Origin of the sequence: Aliidongia dinghuensis, from assembly GCF_014643535.1 — a bacterium.
Classification (GTDB): Bacteria; Pseudomonadota; Alphaproteobacteria; order ATCC43930; family CGMCC-115725; genus Aliidongia; species Aliidongia dinghuensis.
Genome location: NZ_BMJQ01000010.1, coordinates 243,878 through 263,114, shown reverse-complemented (window position 1 = coordinate 263,114; position 19,237 = coordinate 243,878). Strand labels below are relative to the sequence as shown.

General features: G+C 66.4%; 21 protein-coding genes and 3 tRNA genes. 12 read left to right on the top strand and 12 right to left on the bottom strand.

The window, feature by feature from the left end; translation table 11 throughout:
• The 10 genes from IEY58_RS20055 to IEY58_RS20010 form a co-directional block, all read right to left on the bottom strand.
• A complete protein-coding gene (locus tag IEY58_RS20055) occupies positions 1–921 on the bottom strand; it encodes an efflux RND transporter periplasmic adaptor subunit (RefSeq protein WP_189049025.1) in 921 nt (306 codons plus the stop codon).
• Positions 922–936: 15 nt separating this feature from the next.
• A complete protein-coding gene (locus tag IEY58_RS20050) occupies positions 937–1,140 on the bottom strand; it encodes a DUF1656 domain-containing protein (protein WP_189049023.1) in 204 nt (67 codons plus the stop codon).
• Positions 1,141–1,185: 45 nt separating this feature from the next.
• Entirely contained in the window at positions 1,186–1,644 is a 459-nt protein-coding gene (locus IEY58_RS20045) for a MarR family winged helix-turn-helix transcriptional regulator (RefSeq protein WP_189049021.1), read from the bottom strand.
• Between the two features lie 214 nt (positions 1,645–1,858).
• Complete coding sequence (locus IEY58_RS20040; protein ID WP_189049019.1) at positions 1,859–3,943, bottom strand: FUSC family protein; 2,085 nt, start codon at positions 3,941–3,943, stop codon at positions 1,859–1,861.
• Between the two features lie 109 nt (positions 3,944–4,052).
• Positions 4,053–4,913 (bottom strand): ABC transporter permease, encoded by an 861-nt coding sequence (locus IEY58_RS20035; protein ID WP_189049017.1) that lies wholly within the window; start codon positions 4,911–4,913, stop codon positions 4,053–4,055.
• Positions 4,903–5,748, bottom strand: coding sequence for an ABC transporter ATP-binding protein (locus tag IEY58_RS20030; RefSeq protein ID WP_189049015.1), 846 nt, complete (start codon positions 5,746–5,748; stop codon positions 4,903–4,905). The genes IEY58_RS20035 and IEY58_RS20030 overlap by 11 nt, the downstream gene beginning before the upstream one ends.
• Positions 5,749–5,761: 13 nt before the next feature.
• Positions 5,762–6,778, bottom strand: a complete 1,017-nt coding sequence (locus IEY58_RS20025) for an ABC transporter substrate-binding protein (protein WP_189049013.1) — start codon at positions 6,776–6,778, stop codon at positions 5,762–5,764.
• 176 nt (positions 6,779–6,954) lie between these two features.
• A complete protein-coding gene (locus IEY58_RS20020; RefSeq protein WP_189049011.1) occupies positions 6,955–7,254 on the bottom strand; it encodes a hypothetical protein in 300 nt (99 codons plus the stop codon).
• 340 nt (positions 7,255–7,594) lie between these two features.
• Positions 7,595–7,882 (bottom strand): hypothetical protein, encoded by a 288-nt coding sequence (locus tag IEY58_RS20015; RefSeq protein ID WP_189049009.1) that lies wholly within the window; start codon positions 7,880–7,882, stop codon positions 7,595–7,597.
• A 167-nt stretch (positions 7,883–8,049) separates the two neighbouring features.
• Entirely contained in the window at positions 8,050–9,501 is a 1,452-nt protein-coding gene (locus IEY58_RS20010) for a M20/M25/M40 family metallo-hydrolase (RefSeq protein WP_189049007.1), read from the bottom strand.
• Positions 9,502–9,636: 135 nt separating this feature from the next.
• Here IEY58_RS20010 and IEY58_RS20005 point away from each other — a divergent pair, with 135 nt between their 5' ends.
• Together IEY58_RS20005 and ettA are read left to right on the top strand one after the other, a co-directional pair.
• Positions 9,637–10,221, top strand: coding sequence for a DUF2087 domain-containing protein (locus IEY58_RS20005; RefSeq protein WP_189049005.1), 585 nt, complete (start codon positions 9,637–9,639; stop codon positions 10,219–10,221).
• Positions 10,222–10,391: 170 nt separating this feature from the next.
• Positions 10,392–12,074, top strand: coding sequence for an energy-dependent translational throttle protein EttA (gene ettA / locus IEY58_RS20000; protein ID WP_189049003.1), 1,683 nt, complete (start codon positions 10,392–10,394; stop codon positions 12,072–12,074).
• Here the strand turns inward: ettA and IEY58_RS19995 are convergent.
• Both IEY58_RS19995 and rlmB read right to left on the bottom strand, forming a co-directional pair.
• Positions 12,061–12,828, bottom strand: coding sequence for a DUF1194 domain-containing protein (locus IEY58_RS19995; RefSeq protein ID WP_189049001.1), 768 nt, complete (start codon positions 12,826–12,828; stop codon positions 12,061–12,063). The two genes, ettA and IEY58_RS19995, sit on opposite strands and share 14 nt — an antisense overlap.
• 29 nt (positions 12,829–12,857) lie before the next feature.
• Positions 12,858–13,604, bottom strand: coding sequence for a 23S rRNA (guanosine(2251)-2'-O)-methyltransferase RlmB (gene rlmB, locus IEY58_RS19990; RefSeq protein ID WP_189048999.1), 747 nt, complete (start codon positions 13,602–13,604; stop codon positions 12,858–12,860).
• Between the two features lie 349 nt (positions 13,605–13,953).
• On the opposite strand from rlmB, the gene IEY58_RS19985 reads away from it, so the two are divergent.
• From IEY58_RS19985 to rplL, 10 genes are all read left to right on the top strand, one after another.
• Positions 13,954–14,039: transfer RNA gene (locus IEY58_RS19985), tRNA-Tyr, on the top strand.
• Between the two features lie 36 nt (positions 14,040–14,075).
• A tRNA-Gly gene (locus tag IEY58_RS19980) sits at positions 14,076–14,149 on the top strand.
• Positions 14,150–14,227: 78 nt separating this feature from the next.
• Positions 14,228–15,418 carry an elongation factor Tu gene (tuf, locus tag IEY58_RS19975; RefSeq protein WP_189048969.1) on the top strand — a complete coding sequence of 397 codons (1,191 nt, stop codon included), beginning with the start codon at positions 14,228–14,230 and terminating at the stop codon, positions 15,416–15,418.
• Between the two features lie 101 nt (positions 15,419–15,519).
• A tRNA-Trp gene (locus IEY58_RS19970) sits at positions 15,520–15,595 on the top strand.
• A 77-nt stretch (positions 15,596–15,672) separates the two neighbouring features.
• The gene (gene secE, locus IEY58_RS19965) at positions 15,673–15,870 is read left to right on the top strand and encodes a preprotein translocase subunit SecE (protein ID WP_189048997.1); all 198 of its coding nucleotides are present in this window, start codon (positions 15,673–15,675) and stop codon (positions 15,868–15,870) included.
• Between the two features lie 4 nt (positions 15,871–15,874).
• A complete protein-coding gene (gene nusG / locus IEY58_RS19960; protein WP_189048995.1) occupies positions 15,875–16,408 on the top strand; it encodes a transcription termination/antitermination protein NusG in 534 nt (177 codons plus the stop codon).
• A gap of 164 nt (positions 16,409–16,572) precedes the next feature.
• A complete protein-coding gene (gene rplK / locus IEY58_RS19955; RefSeq protein ID WP_189048993.1) occupies positions 16,573–17,007 on the top strand; it encodes a 50S ribosomal protein L11 in 435 nt (144 codons plus the stop codon).
• 4 nt (positions 17,008–17,011) lie between these two features.
• Positions 17,012–17,710, top strand: coding sequence for a 50S ribosomal protein L1 (rplA, locus tag IEY58_RS19950; protein ID WP_189048991.1), 699 nt, complete (start codon positions 17,012–17,014; stop codon positions 17,708–17,710).
• A 386-nt stretch (positions 17,711–18,096) separates the two neighbouring features.
• A complete protein-coding gene (rplJ, locus tag IEY58_RS19945) occupies positions 18,097–18,615 on the top strand; it encodes a 50S ribosomal protein L10 (protein ID WP_189048989.1) in 519 nt (172 codons plus the stop codon).
• Positions 18,616–18,660: 45 nt separating this feature from the next.
• The gene (gene rplL, locus IEY58_RS19940) at positions 18,661–19,047 is read left to right on the top strand and encodes a 50S ribosomal protein L7/L12 (protein ID WP_189048987.1); all 387 of its coding nucleotides are present in this window, start codon (positions 18,661–18,663) and stop codon (positions 19,045–19,047) included.
• Positions 19,048–19,237: the final 190 nt, after the last annotated feature.

The window sequence follows — 19,237 nt, the reverse complement described above, 5'->3', positions numbered from 1 at the left end:
TCAGAGCACCTGGTCCAGTGCATCACGCAGGCGGCCGATCAGCGTCGTCGGGGCCTGGCCTTCTGCGCCGACCGAGATCGTGCAGGTCGAGCCGGCGGCGAGCGTTACGCCGTCCGGCACATGGTCGATGGCGATGCGCACCGGGATGCGCTGGGCGAGGCGGACCCAGGTGAATACCGGGTTCACGTCCTGCAGGCCCTGCTTGTCGGGCGAGGCGTTGCGGTCGTTGATGCCGCGCGCGATCGTGTCGACATGGCCGGTGATGATCGGTGCATAGCCCATGAGCTTGATCCGCGCCGGATCGCCGTTGTGGATCTTGCCGAGCTTCGTTTCCTCGAAATAGCCGCTGATCCAGAAGGAGTCGGAATCGATCACCGAGACGCGCGCCTGGCCGGCGGTCGCGTAGTCGCCGACGCGCAGGCGCAGATTGGTGACGTAGCCGTTGACCGGCGAATGGATGACGGAGCGCTCGAGATTGAGCTTGGCGAGATCGAGCGCCGCCTGCGCCGCCTCGAGTTGCGCGCTCGCGATCGAGGCGTTGCTGCGTGTATTCTCCTGCTCCTCGGCCGAGACGACGCCGGTCAGCCCCTGCCGGCGCCTGGCGTCCGACTGCCGGAGCTGCAGCTGCTCCTTGGCGCCGTCGACCGTCGCCTGGGCCTGGGCGATCGCGATCTTGAAGCGCACCGGGTCGATCGTGAACAGCACGTCGCCCTTGTGCACGAACTGATTGTCGCGCACCGGGACGTCGACGATGGTTCCGGGCACCTCGGGCGCGACGTCGACGACCTCGGCGCGCACCCGGCCGTCACGCGTCCAGGGCGCCAGCATGTAGCGCTGCCACAAGGCGGCGACGAGGAGGGCGGCCAGCAGCACCATGACCAGCGTGATCGCGGTGCGTGAGAATCTGACGAGAAAACGCATGGAAGGTCACATCCTTCAGGGAGCCGGCCAGAGCAGCACGAGAAGCGACAGGATCGACAGGAAAAGCGCCACCTCGAACAGGGCGGGGTGCCAGATGGCGCGCCAGAAGCCCAGCCGCGTGAGGACGACGCGGATGACGATAAAGATCGGCACTGCCGCAAGGACGAAGGCGACGATCGGCGCCATGTAGATGCCGGCGACGTCGAGCTCGGAAATCATGCGGCGAGCATCCTCGGCAGGAAGCAGGGCGGGACGGCGAACGCGTCAGGTCTCATGGTCGTTGCGCTCCGTCGCCTTGAGGGCGGTTGCCAGCACGTCGAATACGCGCCGCGTCGACGACAGGTCCGCTTCATCGGCCCCCTCGAGCAACCGATCCGCGACACGGCTCGTGACCGCAACGACCTGCTCGTAAACGCGCCGGCCGGCGGGCGTCATGACGATGGTCTTGGCACGTCGGTCGCCCGTATTCTCCCGGCGCTCGACCAGCCCGTCCCGCTCCAGATTGTCGAGCAGGCGGACGAGCGACGGGCCCTGGATCTCCATGGCCTCGGCCAGTTCCGTCTGGCGCAACCCATCGCCGAGCCGGCCCAGGTGGAACAGCGGCCGCCAGGTCGCGTCGGTCAGGCCGTAGCCCTGCAGCTCCTCATCGATGACTCGACGCCAGCGACGGCCTAGCTGGAACAGCTCGACGCCGATCTGCCACTTATGCTCAAGGTCTGGCATGGGGATATTCCCGCTCGGATAGGGTGACGGAAAGATCCATCTCAGATAATTTTCATCCTATTTATTATTTATCTATCTATTCTCTTTCTACGTAATTTACGCAGCAGGGCTGCATGAGGCGGCACAGGGGGCGTCTCCGGCGAAGCGTCTCACGATACCAGCAGGGTTGGATGATCGCACTCGGCGGAACGGCGGATCCCGCGCGCCAATACAGTTAAGGCATGGCTGCGCGGGTCGGTAATGTGCCCTCGAAGAAGCGGCGATGGCGGGTCAGCAGCAAGGCGATGTCGTGAAAGTCCGCAGCAACACGCAGCAGGCGGCCGCGCTCGGCCGGTGGCTCCAGCTCGCCGGCGGCAGCCAGCAGCCGGGCGGCGGCTATGCGCATGGTCTCGATTGCGGCGTCGGGCGCCGCCTCGACGCGACAGAGCGCGGCCCAGGCGGCCTCCACGCGGCGCGCCGGGTCCGGCGGCAAGGCGAGGCCGCCCAGCCAATGGTGTGCCCGCATCATGTCGCGGCCGATATGAATGGCCGCCATGCCGCCTTCGATCACCGCGGCGCGCTCCGGCGATGTCGCGAGCCGCGTGCCGAGCCGGGACAAGCGGTCGAGCATCGTGGTTTCCCACACGGTCGGTGAAGCCGGCATCCGTCGTCGCGCCAGGTCGCCGACGTCGTCCCGCATCTGGGCCATCAGGCGCCGGACGGACCGCGCCTGATTGGCCGGCCATAAGGTGCGGAAGACCAGGACGCCGCAGGCCGAGCCGAGGACGAAGGCGACATCCGTATTGAGCGCCTGGGCGACGTCGTACTGCATGGGATTGCGCAGGCTGAGGAACGTCGTGAAGAAGATGAGGAAGGCGGTTGACGAGCCGGCGTGCTTGGGGAGGGTCGAATAGAGGCAGGCCGTCACGAGAAACGGCGCCACCATGACCACGAGCAGTGGGAAGCCGTCGACCGACGCCAGGAGGTAGAACTCGCAGACGAACGCACAAACCGCGCCGAGCGCGATGCCGCGGGTGAAGGCGATGCTGGCCTGCTCCGGCGCGTCGGTGGTGCCGAGCAACGCGCAAACCGGCAGCAGCGCTGCCAGCATCTGCGTGCCGGATGACCAGGCGGTCGCGATCCAGAACGAGCCGGCGATCAGCGTGGCGATCGCGGCGCGCAGGCCGTTGATGACGGCGGCCTGCCGGTCGCGATGATAGGAGACGGGCGTCACCTTGCGGCCGGTTCGGTCGTGTTCGATGTCGTCGAGCAGGTCCCGCGCGAGCGTGAGTTGATCCACGACGTCCTCGAGCCGGATCGCAAGCGCCAGGGCGTCGAGGGTTTCAACGGTTGCCGGCGCCGCTGTGAGCTCTGCTGTCAGGGCTTGCCCGGCCTGGCGGGCGGCGGCGAGCGCTTCGCCGGTCGTCGGCGACAGGAAGGCTGCGGTGCCGCACTGCGTGCGCAGCAGATCGCGCACCATGTCGCGCAGCGGCGTGATCGCGGCCGCGACCGGGCTTTCGAACCTGAGCGCGGCCAGCGCTTCACGTACGCTCGTGGCCAGCGTCAAAAGATTGACAAGGATCGAGACGAACAGGCGGACGGCCGGAGCCTGCTGTGCCGTCTGTGCCGACTCATTGGCCGCGGCGACGATCAACGGATCGAGTGCCGCCAAGCGTTCGGCAACGGCGCGGCGCCGTTCGGGCAGGCCGGGCTCGAGGTCGAGCGCTCGGGCGGCGAGATCGGCGGTCGCCGACAAGGCACCCTCGAGCGCGGGCTGGAGCCGGAGTTGGCCGACCTGCAGCGCGAGCAGGCTCTTCACCAAGGCGGTGCACACGATACCGACGGTCACGACGGCAATGCGGCCGGTTGCCAGATAGAAGATCTGGTCCGGATCATCGAGGGCGGGCAATGCCACAAGGCTGATCGTGTAGCCGGCCAGCACGGCGGCATAGGCGCGGAAATGGCGCAGCAGCGAGGAGGTGTAGGTGCAGATGCCGAGCCAGATGGCAAGCGCCAGGATGAAGGCGAACGGGCTCTGGGCGAAGCGGGCGATAAGCGCGACCGAGATCGCGAGGCCGACGAGCGTGCCGATGAAGCGCCACAGGCCCTTCGACAGCACCATGCCCGGCAGCGGGCTCGACACGATGAGCACGGTGACCACCGCCGAGCCCGGGCTGTCGAGCTCGAGCGCGCAGGCGACATAGAACGCCAGCATCGCGGCCGCGTAGGTCCCCAAGGCATGGTACCAGGCCTTGGCCGGGAAATGCGGCAGCCAGCTGGGGCGCCAGGAGGGGCGGAGCGCGGCGGTCGTATGAGTCATCGTTGACATGAGGGTGATGGGAATAGGCTATTTATTCTCATGCTATTGATTAACATGCTACCGAATCGGCGCAAACCATCAGGAAGTGATCGGTACGCATGCCTGGCGTTCAAGCACCGAAGCCCCAGCGCTGGATCGTCGCGCGCTCGATCAGCCGGAAGATCAGGCCTTCGATCAAAAGCCCGATCGCGATCACGACCAATAGTCCGGCGAACACGCTGGCGATGTCGAGCTCGTTGCGGTTCTCGTAGATGAACCAGCCGATGCCGCCCGAGCGCGAGGAGACGCCGAAGACGAGCTCGGCCGCGATGAGCGTGCGCCAGGCGAAGGCCCATCCGATCTTGAGGCCGGACAGGATCGCCGGGAAGGCCGCCGGCACGAGGATGAGCGCCACATGGCGCCAGCCGCGGATGCCGAGGTTCCAGCCGACCATGCGCAGGGTCTGGTTGACGGCGCCGAAGCCGGCGTAGGCATTCAGGCTGACCGACCAGAGCACGGAATGGACGATGACGAAGATCAGGCTCGGCGCGCCGAGGCCGAACCAGAGCAGGGCGAGCGGCAGCAGCGCCACGGCCGGCAGCGGATTGAACATGGCGGTCAACGTCGAGAGCGCAGCACGTCCGACCAGGCTCGACATGGCAATGGTGGTGAAGACCGCGGCGGCGGCGAGCCCGAGCGCATAGCCGGTGACGAGGATGCGCAGGCTCGTGAACACGCGCGCCGGCAGCACGCCGTTCCGCGTTGCATCCCACAGCGCCGAGAGCGTCTCGCCCAGGGTCGGGAACAGCAGGTCGTTGCCGATCCAGCGGCCATAGCCTTCCCAGGCGACCGCCAGCACCAGCAGCACGACGAGCCGCCAGAACCCCAGACTGCCCCTGAGCCGCTGGAACGGGCCGAGCGGCGTTGCAAGATCGGCGATCTCCGGCAGCACGGCGCTCGAGATTTCGCGCTCCGGCCGATCATCCGGCATGGGACGGTTCCCCCATGTGATTGCTCGCCAAATGGTCACTCGCCATGACCAGGGCTTCGATCCGCTGCTTCAACCGTTCCTTGGCCGCGGGCGGCGCGTCGGGGGCGACGCCTGCGAATTCGGCGCGGACCCGGCCTGGATGCGCGCTCAGCACCAGGATGCGCGTGCCGATCAACAATGCCTCCTCGACCGAATGGGTGACGAACAGCACGGTCAGCGCCATGTCGAGGCTGAGGCCCAGGAGTTCGCGCTGCATGGTCGCGCGGGTGAGAGCATCGAGCGCCGCGAACGGCTCGTCCATCAGCAGCATGGCGGGCCTGAGCGCCAGCGCGCGGGCGAGGGCCGCCCGCTGCTTCATGCCGCCGGAGAGCGTGTGGGGATAGGCATCGGCGAACTTGGCGAGGCCGACGCGTTCGATCATCTCCGCGGCGCGTGCTTCGGCCGGGCCGCGCGCGAGGCCACCGGCGCGGCGCAGGGCCGAGACCACGTTGCCGGCGACCGTCTGCCAGGGCAGCAGCTGGTCCAGGTCCTGGAACACCATCATCCGGTCGGGCCCGGGCTCGCGCACCGCCTCGCCCTTGAGCCGGATCGCCCCGGCGCTGGGCCGCACGAAGCCGGCAATCGCCTTCAGCAGGCTCGACTTGCCGCAACCGGATGGGCCGAGCAGGACGAAGCGATCTCCGGTGAGCACGTCGAAGCTCACGTCGTGAACGGCGGTTACGAGCCGCCCGGGCACGCGGTACTGCAGCGAAACCCGGTCGACCGACAGCAACGCGGCGCCTAGTAACGGGGCGCCTGGTAACGGGGCGCCCGGCCCGTTCGGAGCGGTCGCCATCAGCTCCCCCTCATCAGCTGCCTGGCCGGTCGTGGATTTCCGGGAAGAACAGGTCGCGCCAGCCCGTCGCCTCGACCTTGACGGCGCCGGTCCGATAGAGGAAGCGGGCGGTCTTCAAGGTCTGCAGCGGCGTGGCGGTGAAATCGTTGGCCGGGTCGCGGATGACGGACTCGACGAAGTCCGGCGTCAGCTTGGAATTCTCCGCCTTGATATAAAGTGCCGCCGCACCGGTCGGGTCGGCCTTGATCGCCGCCATGGCCGCGTCAAGGGCCGCGAGCAGCGCGCGATAGGTCTTGGGGTTGGCCGCATGGAACTTCTCGGGCGCGTAGAGCACGTTGAAGGTCGCGGGACCGCCCATCTGGTCGTAGTTGCTCAGGACCTTGTGGATCTTGGGATTGGCCAGTTCCTGGTTCGAGAAGGGCGGGCTCGTGAAATGGGCGTCGATTTCGCTGGCGCCGCCCAGGAGCGCCGCCGCCGCGTCCGGATGCGCCATGCTGACGGTGATATCGTCGAGCCGGTTCTGCTGGCCTTGGCCGAATGCTTGCTCCGCTGCCATCTGCAGCATGACCGCCTGCGCGCCGATCTTGACCGCGGGCAGCGCGATTCGGTCCTTATCCGTGAAATCGGCGAGCGTCCTAATGTGCGGATTGGACGTGGTCAGGATGTTCGGCATGGCGCCCAGCGCCGCGACGCCTGCGATCTTCAGCGACGTGTGGGTGCGCGCCCAGACGATGATCATCGGGCCGACGCCGGCTGTGGCGATATCCAGGTTCCCGGAAATCAGCGCATCGTTCATCGCGGCCGCACCGCTGAACTGCGCCCAGGTCACCGTCGGCTGCGGCAGCCCGGCCTCGACCACCGCCTGCTCGAGCAGGTGGCGCTCCTTCATGACGATGAGTGGCAGGTACGAGATGCCGAATTGCTGGGCGATCCGGATCTCCGCCGTTTCGGCCGCAGCCGGGCTATGGACCGAGAGCAGAGTGCCGGGCGTCAGTAGTGCTGCGAGGACCAGACGGGGGTAGTTCGGCATGACATCCCTTCGTCGCTAGCGTTGTCCGACGAGTCGCCATGAAGCAGGAAATTGCCAGTTTGATCAAGATATTGGAGTGCCGCCGGCGGGCGACGGCATGACGGGCCTCGAACGGCCGTCGGCGCAACAAAAAAGGGGCGCCCTGGAGCGCCCCTTCTTCATGAGCCCAAATCGGCTCAGTTGGTCGAGGTCGAGGTCGACGTCGATGTGGAGGAATTCGAACCGTTGCTGTTGCTGCTCGATGAGGCCGCAGCGGCGATCCCGGCGACCGCGAGGACGCCGGCACCGACCGCGGCGAGCGTGCCAACCGACAGGCCGGCGACACCCGCCGTGCCGGCAGCACCAGCCGCAGCCGGTGCGGGGGCCGCTGATGTCGGTGCCACCGGTGCCGCCGGCGCGGTCTGGGCCACGGCGATGCCGGTCGAGGTCACGAGCAGGCCACCAACGGCGAGAGCGGCCACAACCTTGCTAAACATTCGATACCCCCGTGCCTGATTTGCGCAACTGGTTCGACAGGCGCCCCGATGCCGCTAGGACTCAACTCTGTCGTTTCAAAAATAACCTAGAGGAGGTTGTGGCGCCGCGCCAACCCTGAAAGCGGCAAATCTCCATGGTTTTCAGAATGTCCGCCGGTGATTGTGGCTTTTGTGCTGCACTGCGGCTGCGCTGACCGGCATCGACGACGTGCGATCGGCGGTTGCGTCGGAAGAAAGTCAGTCCGGCATGAGGCGCCGCGCAGGACACACGCAGTCGGCGGTTGCGACTCGCAACAAAAAAGCGCCCGATCGGGCGCCTTTCCGTTCCGGCCGGAGTCGGTTAGTTGGTCGAGGTCGAAGTCGACGTCGACGTGGAGGACGAGGTCGAGCCGCTGGCGCCGTTGCTCGACGAGGCGGCGGCGGCGATCGCGGCCACGGCGACGACGCCAGCGCCGATCGCGGCAAGCGTACCGACCGACAGGCCGGCGACACCCGCCGTGCCGGCAGCACCGGCGGCGGCCGGGGCGGGAGCTGCACCCGCAGGTGCTGTGGTCTGAGCGACGGCGATGCCAGTGGAGGTCACGAGCATGGCGCCGACGACGAGCGCGGTTAGGATTTGTTTGCGCATTCGAAGCTCCTGCCTTGGAAACACCAACTCGTTCTAAGGGCGTCGCGGCGCCGATAGGAATTAGCCCTGTCACTCACCCCTAAGGTAGTCGAGCTTGCCTTCGCCCGCCAACCCTGAATCCGCTTTCCTGGAGCAATTATTTCAGTATCCGCTTGGGATTGTGACATTCATGTTGCAGCGCGGCCGCTCCGGGCGGGTGCGTCGGCCTTGAGCTTGGCCATTCGTGCCAGGATTGCAGCATGGGACAGGATGCCGTTCTTGAGGCAGCGCAGCTCGAACTTCTCGTTCGGCGAATGGATGCGGTCGTCTTCCAGGCCGAAGCCGAGCAGGATCGATTCCAGCCCCAGATGCTCTTGCATCCAGCCGACGACGGGAATGGAGCTGCCTATGCCCATCAGCACCGCGTCGCGCCCGTAGATCTCTTTCAACCCGGCCTTGGCGGCGCTCATGTAAGGCGTGTCGGTCGCGACGCTGATCCCGGGCGACTGGCCGAAGAACTTGATGTCCCAGCGGCAATCCGGCGGCGTGCGTGCCTCGAAGAACGACTTGATGCCGGCGACGATGCGCTCGGGATCCTGCGCCGCGACCAGCCGGCAGCTGAGCTTCGCTGAGGCCTCGGCCGGGATCACGGTCTTGGCGCCGGCGCCGGTATAGCCGCCCCAGATGCCGTTGATATCGCAGGTCGGGCGCGACCAGAGCCGTTCGAGCGCATGCCGGCCGCCTTCGCCGCTCGCCGTCTTGAGGCCGATCTCGGACAGGAACCGTCGTTCGTCGAAGCCCAGGGACTTCCAGGCCGCGAGCTCGTCCTTCGAAATTTCGACCACGTCGTCATAGAAGCCCGGGATCTGCACCTGGCCGCGGTCGTCGCGCAACTGGCCCAGCACGTGGGTCAACGCGTTCAGCGGGTTGATCGCCAAGCCGCCGTAGAGGCCGGAATGCAGGTCGCGGGACGGGCCCTTGAGCGTCACTTCGGCATAGACCAGGCCGCGCAGCTTTGTCGTGATCGCGGGCGTGTCGATGTTCCAGCTGTTCGTATCCGTCACGACCGCCACGTCGGCCTTGAGCAGGTCGCGATGCGTCTTCAGGAAGTCGGGCAAGGACGGGCTGCCCGTCTCCTCCTCGCCCTCGATCATGACCGTGATCTTGACCGGCAGCTTGCCGTGGATCTTGTGCCAGCCGCGGAACGCCTCGAGGAAGGTCATGACCTGCCCCTTGTCGTCGACGGCGCCGCGCGCGACCACGCGCGGGCCGTGCTCGGCCTCGACGATGGTCGGCTCGAACGGCGGATGGTCCCAGAGCTCGAGCGGATCGGCCGGCTGCACGTCGTAATGGCCGTAATAGAGCAGATGCGGCCCCTCGCTTTCCCTTGCGCCGCCGGGCGTCCCATCGGGGCCCGGGTAATGGGCGACCAGCACCGGGTGGCCGGGTGTTGCGTGCAGCGTCGCCGTGAACCCGAGCCCGGTCAGCTGGCTCGCGAGCCACTCCGCCGCGCGCCGCACTTCGCCGGCATAGGCCGGATCGGTCGAAATGCTCGGGATGCGCAGAAACTCGAGATAGCGGGCGACGGCCTGGTCGAAGTCTTGTTCGAGATGACGCAGGACGGAAGTTGCTTCTGACATCGGCGGATCCGGGGACGATGGGGCGAGACAGTCACCATGCCGGATCGCTCGCGCTCAGAGAAGAGGGAAGGGTTGCATCCCAAACAATCTTATTCGATATATATCAAATTAGATAATGATCTATCCAGGTGCGCCATGACCGCGGACTCATTGCCGATCCTGCTCGACTTCTTCCGGGCGCTTGCGAACGAGAGCCGGCTGAAGCTCGTCGGCTTGCTGGCGGCGCGTGAGCGCAGCGGCCAGGAACTGGCGGCCCTCCTGACCTTGAGCGAGCCGACCGTTTCCCATCATCTGGCGCTGCTGAAGACGCTGGGCCTGGTGCGGCAGCGCCCCGACGGCAATACCCATTGGTGGTCGCTCGACATCGACGCGCTGGTGGCGCTCAATCGCCGGCTCTCGTCGCGCGCCGAGATCGTGGCCCTTGCCGACGGCGTGGCGCTCGATGCCTGGGACCGGCGGGTGCTCGACAATTTCCTTGGGCCGGACGGCCGGCTGAAGGAGATCCCGGCGAGCCGCAAGAAGCGCTGGGTCATCCTGCGCTTCCTCGCCGAGCGCTTTGCGACCGACCAGCGCTACGCGGAGGCGGAGTTGAACGAGATCCTGAAACGCTACCACGAGGACAGCGCCACGCTCAGGCGCGAGCTCGTGGGATATCGCATGATGGCGCGCGACCGCGGCGTCTATTGGCGGCTGCCGGAAGATCAGTGGCTGCCGGCCTGACGCAGCCGCCCTGGATTACTGGGGTGTGAAGCATGGCGGCCCGGCGGCGCGGTCGGTTGCGCCGGCTGCGCGGGATGCGCTAGAAACGCCGCCGTGTGGACGGACGAGAGCGCGCCGCCGCCCCAAATTTCCGTCAAATGACGACAAGTTCCCGCGAGTTGGAGAGGTCGATGGCCGGCTATCAGTACATCTATGTGATGAAGGGCTTGAACAAGTCCTATCCAGGTGGCCGCGAAGTGCTGAAGGACGTCTGGCTGTCGTTCCTGCCCGGCGCCAAGATCGGCGTGCTGGGTCCGAACGGCGCCGGCAAGTCGACCCTGCTCAAGATCATGGCCGGGGTCGACAAGGAGATCAACGGCGAGGCCTGGGCGGCCGACGGGGTGCGCGTCGGCTACCTGGCGCAGGAGCCGCAGCTCGACCCGACGCTCGACGTGCAGGGCAACGTCATGCTCGGCCTGAAGGAGACGAAGCACCTGCTCGAGCGGTTCGAGGCGGTGAGCGCGCGCTTCGCCGAGGAACTGACCGACGACGAGATGAACGATCTCATCACCGAGCAGGGCGAGCTGCAGGAGAAGATCGACGCGGTCAACGGCTGGGAGCTCGACCGCACGATCGAGATCGCCATGGACGCGCTCAATTGCCCGCCGGGCGACGCCAAGGTCGACAAGCTGTCCGGCGGCGAGAAGCGCCGCGTGGCGCTCTGCCGCCTGCTGCTCGAAAAGCCGGATATGCTGCTGCTCGACGAGCCGACGAACCATCTGGACGCGGCCTCGGTCGCCTGGCTGCAGCGTTTTCTGAAGGATTTCGCGGGCACCGTCGTGACGGTGACCCACGATCGCTATTTCCTTGACGATGTCGCGAACTGGATCCTCGAGGTCGACCGCGGTCGTACCTTCCCGCACGAGGGCAACTATAGCTCGTGGCTGGTCGAGAAGCAGAAGCGGCTCGAGCTCGAGAACAAGACCGAGATCGCGCGCCAGCGCACGATCGCCCGCGAGCTCGAATGGGTGCGGGCGAGCCCGCGCGCCCGCCAGGCCAAGTCCAAGGCGCGCATCCAGGCGTTCGACGAATTGGTGGCGCATTCCAAGGAAAAGGTGCCGGACACGGCGCAGATCGTGCTGCCGCCGGGCCCGCGCCTGGGCGACCTCGTCATCGAGGCCGGCCATATCAACAAGAGCTTCGGCGACCGCATGCTGATCGAGGACCTGTCGTTCCGGCTGCCGCCGGGCGGCATCGTCGGCGTGATCGGCCCGAACGGCGCCGGCAAGACCACGCTGTTCCGCATGATCACCGGCCAGGACAAGCCGGACTCGGGCGACTTCCGGGTCGGCGACACGGTCAAGCTCGGCTATGTCGACCAGTCGCGCGACGCGCTCGATCCCAACAAGAACGTCTGGGAAGTGGTCTCGGACGGGCTCGACGAGATCGACCTCGGCCGGCGCAAGATGAACAGCCGCTCCTATGTGGCGCTGTTCAACTTCAAGGGCACGGACCAGCAGAAGAAAGTCGGCCAGCTGTCGGGCGGTGAGCGCAACCGCGTCCATATCGCGCGCATGCTGAAGACCGGCGCCAACGTGCTGCTGCTCGACGAGCCGACGAACGATCTCGACGTCGATACGCTGCGGGCCCTCGAGGATGCGCTCGAGGAATATGCCGGCTGCGCCGTGGTCATCACCCACGATCGCTGGTTCCTCGATCGCCTGGCGACCCACATTCTCGCCTTCGAGGGCGAGGCCCAGGTCGTCTGGTTCGAAGGCAACTACCAGATGTACGAGGCCGACCGGAAGCAGCGCCTGGGCGTTGCGGCCGACGAGCCGCACCGCTTCCAGTACAAGCCGCTCACCCGCGGCTGAGCCAAGGACGGGCGGGCCAGTGCGGACCCGCCCGTTGCATTTCAAGGAGCGGCGATCTCGGTAGCGGTGACAGGCCGGATACCGTCACCTCGGCCACCAGCTTGCGGCGCATGGCGTCGGCGAAGCTGTCCAGGTCCTGGGCCACGATCACGAAGGCGCCCGGGCCGCCGATGACATAGAGCGTATAGTAGGTCTCGAGCCACGGCTCCTCGGTCAGGATCGGCAGGCCGTTGATGGTGATGCCGTCGGTGACCAGCTTGTCGCGCACCTCCTCGATCGGTGGGCCGATGTTGCTCATGCCGTCGCCCGACACGTCCACCACCCGCCGCGTGGCCGGCCAGGGCGAGTCGACGAGCAGGTCCTCGGCGGCGAGGAGCGCGTTCGCGATGCCGGTAAGCCCGCTCGAGCTACGATGGACCTGGTGCAGCTTCTGGGCGAAGGCCTGGGCGTCGGCGGCGGAGGCGATTCGGGTCCACGGCATGACGACGATCTGCCGGTCGGGGTCGGAAAATTCCATGACGGTGACGGCGACCGCGCCGTTCGGGCCGGCCGAGACCGCCTTGGTGAAATCCGGGCTCGCGATCGCTGCTGCTGTGCCGTCGCGCTGCAGCTCGTAGCGTTCGTCGTTCACGCTCAGGCTGACGTCGACTGCGATGACGAGCGCCGTGTCGACAGGCTCGGCGGCCCGGGCGCCGGTCGCGATTGGAAGGGAGGCGGCGGCGAGCAGCAGGATTGCGGTCAGCCAATGTTTCATGCTCCGAACCTCCCGACAGGAGCAGCCGATCAGTCGGCGCGCACCAGCTCGTAAAGCGCGATTGCGGCAGCATTCGAGACGTTGAGGCTCGCGACGGGACCCTGGGTCGGCAGGCGGGCCATGAGGTCGCACGATTCGCGTGTCAGGCGCCGGAGGCCGTCGCCTTCCGACCCCAGGACCAGGCAAACCCGTCCCCCGAGCTTGTGGCTGGCGAGCGTCGCGTCGGCCTCGCCGGCGAGGCCGACGCTCCAGAAGCCGGCCTTCTTCAGCTGATCGAGCGCGCGCGCGAGGTTGACGACGCGAACGAGCGGCACGTGCTCGACCGCGCCCGAGGCGGATTTCGCGAGCGTGCCAGAGACTTCGGGGGCATTGCGGTCGGGCAGGATGACCGCGGCGGCGCCGAACGCCGCGGCCGAACGCAGGATGGCGCCGATGTTGTGCGGGTCGGTCACCTGATCGAGCGCGACGACGATCGCCCGCTCGCGCGTGCCCAGATGCCGGATCACATCCTCGAGAAGCCAGGGGGCGAGCGGCTTCGCCAGCAGTGCCACGCCCTGGTGCACGGCGCCGGGCGGCAGGAGCTTCGCGATCGCGTCGCGCGGCACGATCTGCGGCTCGATCGAGCTCGCGTCCCCGAGCAGGCTTTCGAGCTCGGCCGCGGCCTCCTCGGTCGCGACCAGGCGCTGGATCTTGCGGACCGGGTTGCGGAGCGCCGCCTCGACGGCGTGATAGCCCCAGAGCCAGGGCGCGCCGCCCGCGGCCTCGTCGCTGCCCATGGGCTTTCCGCTCGACGGCTTCCCGCTTGACGGCTTCCCACCGGCCGGCCGTGCTTCGGCCGACTTGCCGCGCCCGGCGACTCTGGCGGCGCCGGCCGGGTGTGCGGCCGGCGCCGCCGCCGACGGCGAGGGATGCTGGGAGGCGTGATGTGAGGCTGGGCGAGGGCGCTTGCGCATGACAGGGTTTCCAGAACGAGTGTCGGCGACGGCTCTTAGGCGTAAATCCTTGCGCTGCATAGGGGTGCTGCGGCGCATCGGCCCTGCGCAACCCGCTTTCGCCAGTTGACATTGCCTCGGAAATTTACATAGTGCGCTCCTCCGCTGCGCCGGACGATGGTCGTAGCGCTGTGGAGGGGTGGCCGAGCGGTCAATGGCAGCAGACTGTAAATCTGCCGACGTATGTCTACGTTGGTTCAAATCCAACCCCCTCCACCATGCGACCATCGGCGCGGTTGACGAGCGAACGGCTCGGCGGGTGTAGCTCAATGGTAGAGCACCAGCCTTCCAAGCTGGCTGTGAGGGTTCGATTCCCTTCACCCGCTCCAGTCGACCCGCTCTAGGCGCTGGCCGGTAATATTGGTTTGTTCATTTTCCTCTGATCGGGCATGTGAGGCGTCAACGAAATGGCGAAGGCGAAGTTTGAGCGGACGAAGCCGCATTGCAACATCGGGACGATTGGTCACGTTGACCATGGCAAGACGTCTCTGACGGCAGCGATCACGAAGGTTTTGGCCGAGACTGGCGGCGCGACGTTCACGGCGTACGACCAGATCGACAAGGCGCCGGAAGAGCGGGCGCGCGGCATCACGATCTCGACGGCGCACGTCGAGTACGAGACGACGAACCGGCACTATGCGCACGTCGACTGCCCGGGCCATGCGGACTACGTGAAGAACATGATCACGGGTGCGGCGCAGATGGACGGTGCGATCCTGGTGGTGTCGGCGGCGGACGGCCCGATGCCGCAGACGCGCGAGCACATCCTGTTGGCGCGCCAGGTCGGCGTTCCGGCGCTGGTCGTGTTCATGAACAAGGTCGACATGGTCGACGATCCGGAGCTCCTGGAGCTGGTCGAGCTCGAGGTGCGCGAGCTGCTGTCGAGCTACAATTTCCCGGGCGACGACATTCCGGTGATCAAGGGCTCGGCGCTGATGGCGCTCGAGGACAAGAACCCGGCGCTCGGCCATGACGCGATCCTGGAGCTGATGAAGGCGGTCGACGCCTACATCCCGCAGCCGGAGCGTGCGATTGACGGTGCGTTCCTGATGCCGGTCGAGGACGTGTTCTCGATCTCGGGCCGCGGCACGGTGGTGACCGGCCGCGTCGAGCGCGGTGTGATCAAGGTCGGCGAGGAAATCGAGATCGTCGGCCTGAAGGACACGCTGAAGACGACGGTGACGGGCGTCGAGATGTTCCGCAAGCTCCTGGACCAGGGCCAGGCGGGCGACAACATCGGCGCGCTCTTGCGCGGCACCAAGCGCGAGGAAGTCGAGCGCGGCCAGGTGCTGGCGAAGCCGGGCTCGATCACGCCGCACACGAAGTTCAAGGCCGAGGCGTACATCCTGACGAAGGAAGAGGGCGGCCGTCACACGCCGTTCTTCACGAACTATCGTCCGCAGTTCTATTTCCGCACGACCGACGTCACGGGCATCGTGAGCCTGCCGGCCGGCGTGGAGATGGTCATGCCGGGCGACAACGTGGCGATGGACGTCGAGCTGATCGCGCCGATCGCCATGGACGAGGGTCTGCGCTTCGCGATCCGCGAGGGCGGCCGCACCGTCGGTGCCGGCGTCGTCTCCGCTATCACGAAGTAACTAGCCAAAGGGCGGGAAACCGCCTATAACACTCGGCCGGCCGTCGCAATGCAATGGGCGAACCCCTCTTTGCGTCGGTCGGCTCGGTGTTCCGGGCCTGGAGGAGTGTAGCTCAATTGGTAGAGCACCGGTCTCCAAAACCGGGGGTTGGGGGTTCGAGCCCCTCCTCTCCTGCCAGCCCAGAGTTTCGAATGGACAGCACCGCCACGGGGCAACCCGTGGTGTCGCGTTTCTGGATGGTCTGATCAGGTACCATGGCTAAAACGAGCCCGGCAGAGTTTGTGCGGCAGGTCCGCCAGGAAGTGACGAAAGTCACCTGGCCTACCCGGAAGGAGACCTCCGTGACGACCGTAATGGTGTTCGTCATGGTGTTCATCGCCGCCACTTTCTTCTTTACGGTCGATCAGCTCCTGTCGCAAGGCGTGCGCTGGATCCTGAGCCTAGGGGCCTGATTCTATGGCGCATCGTTGGTACGTGCTGCACGTCTATTCCGGCTTCGAGAAGAAGGTTGCCCAGTCGATCCGCGAGCAGGCGGAGCAGAAGGGCATGACGGATTTCTTCGCCGAGATTCTGGTGCCGACCGAAGAGGTGCAGGAAGTGAAGCGCGGGTCGAAGATCTCGACCGAGCGCAAGTTCTTCCCGGGCTACGTGCTCTTGAAGATGGACCTGACCGACGACACCTGGCACCTGGTCAAGAACACGCCGAAGGTCACGGGTTTCCTCGGCGGCAAGGGCCTGCGCCCCGCGCCGATCACCGAGGCCGAGGCGACCCGGATCATGAAGCAGGTCCAGGAAGGCATCGAGCGGCCGAAGCGCTCGATCGTCTACGAGGTCGGCGACCAGGTGCGCGTGTGCGACGGTCCGTTCACCTCGTTCAACGGCCTGGTGGAAGAGGTCGACGAGGAGAAGGGGCGTCTCAAGGTTGCCGTCTCGATCTTCGGCCGGGCCACCCCGGTCGATCTGGAGTATTCCCAGGTCGAGAAGGTGTGACGACGTTTTGACGAATTCGGCGCGCGGCCTCGGCGAACGGGGCCGTCGCGTCGTTCTGTCTGGTGGGCTCGCCCGTTGATGGGCCCGCCCGGCCAGGCGCAAACCGCGCGGGAGGCTCGCCATGGCCGCAACCGCGCTTCGCTCTCCCATAGGAGTGAGTTGAATTGGCAAAGAAGATTGTCGGCTACATCAAGCTGCAGGTGCCGGCAGGCAAGGCTAACCCGTCGCCGCCGATCGGTCCGGCGCTGGGTCAGCGCGGCCTGAACATCATGCAGTTCTGCAAGGACTTCAACGCGAAGACCCAGGGCATGGAGCCGGGGATGCCGATTCCGGTCGTCATCACCGCCTATGCGGACCGGTCGTTCACGTTCGTGACCAAGACGCCGCCGAACACCTATTTCCTCAAGAAGGCCGCTGGCATCGACAAGGGCACGCAGACCCCGGGCAAGGGCGCCAAGGTCGGCAAGGTGACCATGGATCAGATCCGCGACATCGCCCAGAAGAAGATGGCGGACTTGAACGCCAAGGACCTCGAGGGCGCTTGCTCGATGCTGATCGGTTCGGCCCGCTCGATGGGCCTCGAAGTCGTGGGGGAGTAAGGTCATGGCTTTCGTTGGCAAGCGTCTGAAGGCCGCCAAGGCCACCATCGACCGGACCCAGGCTTACGCCCTCGACAAGGCGATCGAGCTGGTGAAGTCGAACGCGACGTCGAAGTTCGACGAGACCGTCGAGATCTCGATGAACCTCGGCATCGACCCGCGTAAGGCCGACCAGAACCTGCGCGGCACCGTGCTGCTGCCGAACGGCACCGGCAAGACACTGCGCGTCGCGGTGTTCGCCCGCGGCGACAAGGCGAAGGAAGCCGAGGCCGCCGGCGCCGACATCGTCGGTGCGGAAGACCTGGCCGAGAAGGTCCAGGCCGGCCAGATGGACTTCGACCGCTGCATCGCGACGCCGGACATGATGGTGCTCGTCGGCCGTCTCGGTAAGGTGCTGGGTCCGCGCGGCCTGATGCCGAACCCGAAGCTCGGCACGGTCACGGTCAACGTCGCCGAGGCGGTCAAGGCGGCCAAGGGCGGCCAGGTCGAGTTCCGCGCCGAGAAGGCCGGTATCGTCCATGCCGGCATCGGCAAGGCCTCGTTCGGCGCCGAGCAGCTCGCCGAGAACGTGCGCGCCTTCATCGGCGCCATCAACCGGGCGAAGCCGAGCGGTGCCAAGGGCACGTACATCAAGAAGGTTTCGCTCAGCTCGACCATGGGCCCGGGGCTCAAGGTCGAACTGTCGAGCGTGGCGTCCGAGTAAGGCGCCCACGCAGTTGGGAATTCCCGGGCGGGCTCGCCCGTCCGGGTCTAGCGGCAGACAAGGCCTCGGCTCCTTCGGGTGCCGGGGCCGAGTTTGCCTAACCTGTCCGAGATTGCGGGTGCCTGCGTCCCTTAAGGGGGCAACGGCCTAAGATCCTCGCCTAAAAACGGGATGCCGGCATGAGACGGGAGTTCGACGACCACGGCTCTTTCGCGCCTTCCTCACCAAAGGCAGCGCGGCCGATCCCGTGGCCATGAAGACTTCTGGGACAGGCGAACCGGGTTCGTCCAAGAGCGTCAAGCTCCCAAGCGAATCCTCGTGCAAACGTCCCGGAGAGGCCAGGCGTTCCCGCCTGGACGCATCCGGGGCTAGGTCGGAGACGAGCAGTGGACCGCTCTTCAAAGGAAAAGCTGGTCGGTGATCTGCATGGGGCCTTGTTGGCCGCCTCCTGCCTCGTCGTCACCCATCAGGTCGGCCTCGATGCCGACGAGGTGACGTCGCTGCGCAGGAACATGCGGGCTGCCGGATGCAGCTTCAAAGTGACGAAGAACCGGCTCGCGCGTCTCGCCCTCGCAGGCACGAAGTTCGAGCATCTTTCGCCGATGTTCACGGGTCCGACGGCTATTGCCTTCTCGAAGGACCCCGTGGCAGCGGCGAAGGTCGCGGTCGAGTTCGCCGGTAAGAATGACAAGCTTACGATCATCGGGGGTGGCCTCGATGCGACTAAGCTGGACGCCAGTGGCGTCAAGGCGCTCGCGACCATGCCTTCTCTCGACGAGCTGCGCGGCAAGCTTCTGGGCTTGCTGCAGGCTCCCGCGACGAAGGTTGCCGGTGTGCTGCAAGCACCGGCCGGCCAGCTCGCACGGGTCTTCAATGCCTACGCGACCAAGGGCGAAGCCGCCTGAGCTTTATCTCTCATTCGAAACTAACCATATCCCTGGAGTACTATCATGGCCGATCTCGGCAAGCTGGTTGACGAACTCTCGAGCCTCACCGTCATCGAGGCGGCGGAACTCTCGAAGCTGTTGGAAGAGAAGTGGGGCGTGAGCGCCGCCGCTCCGGTCGCGGTTGCGGCCGTCGGTGCTCCCGCCGGCGGCGGTGCCGCCGCTGCTCCGGCCGAGGAGCAGACGGAGTTCACCGTGACGCTCGCCGATGCGGGCGACAAGAAGATCAACGTCATCAAGGAAGTCCGCGCGATCACCGGCCTTGGCCTCAAGGAAGCCAAGGACCTGGTCGAGGCGGCGCCGAAGGCTGTCAAGGAAGGCGTCAGCAAGGACGAAGCTGCGAAGATCAAGAAGCAGCTCGAAGAGGCCGGCGCCAAGGTCGAGGTCAAGTAATCTCCTTGATCGACCTGACGCTTACCCTGGGATCGGACCGGCGCTTGCGTGCCGGGACGGCCTTGGGCTGAAAACGAAAGTTCCAGCCGGTCGTCGCATGGTCGCGGCGGCCGGCTGAAGCCGTTTCTCGGAGCTCGTCTCCGGCGGTATCGCTGATTTTGAGTACTTGGGTCGAACGGCGCGTCCTCGC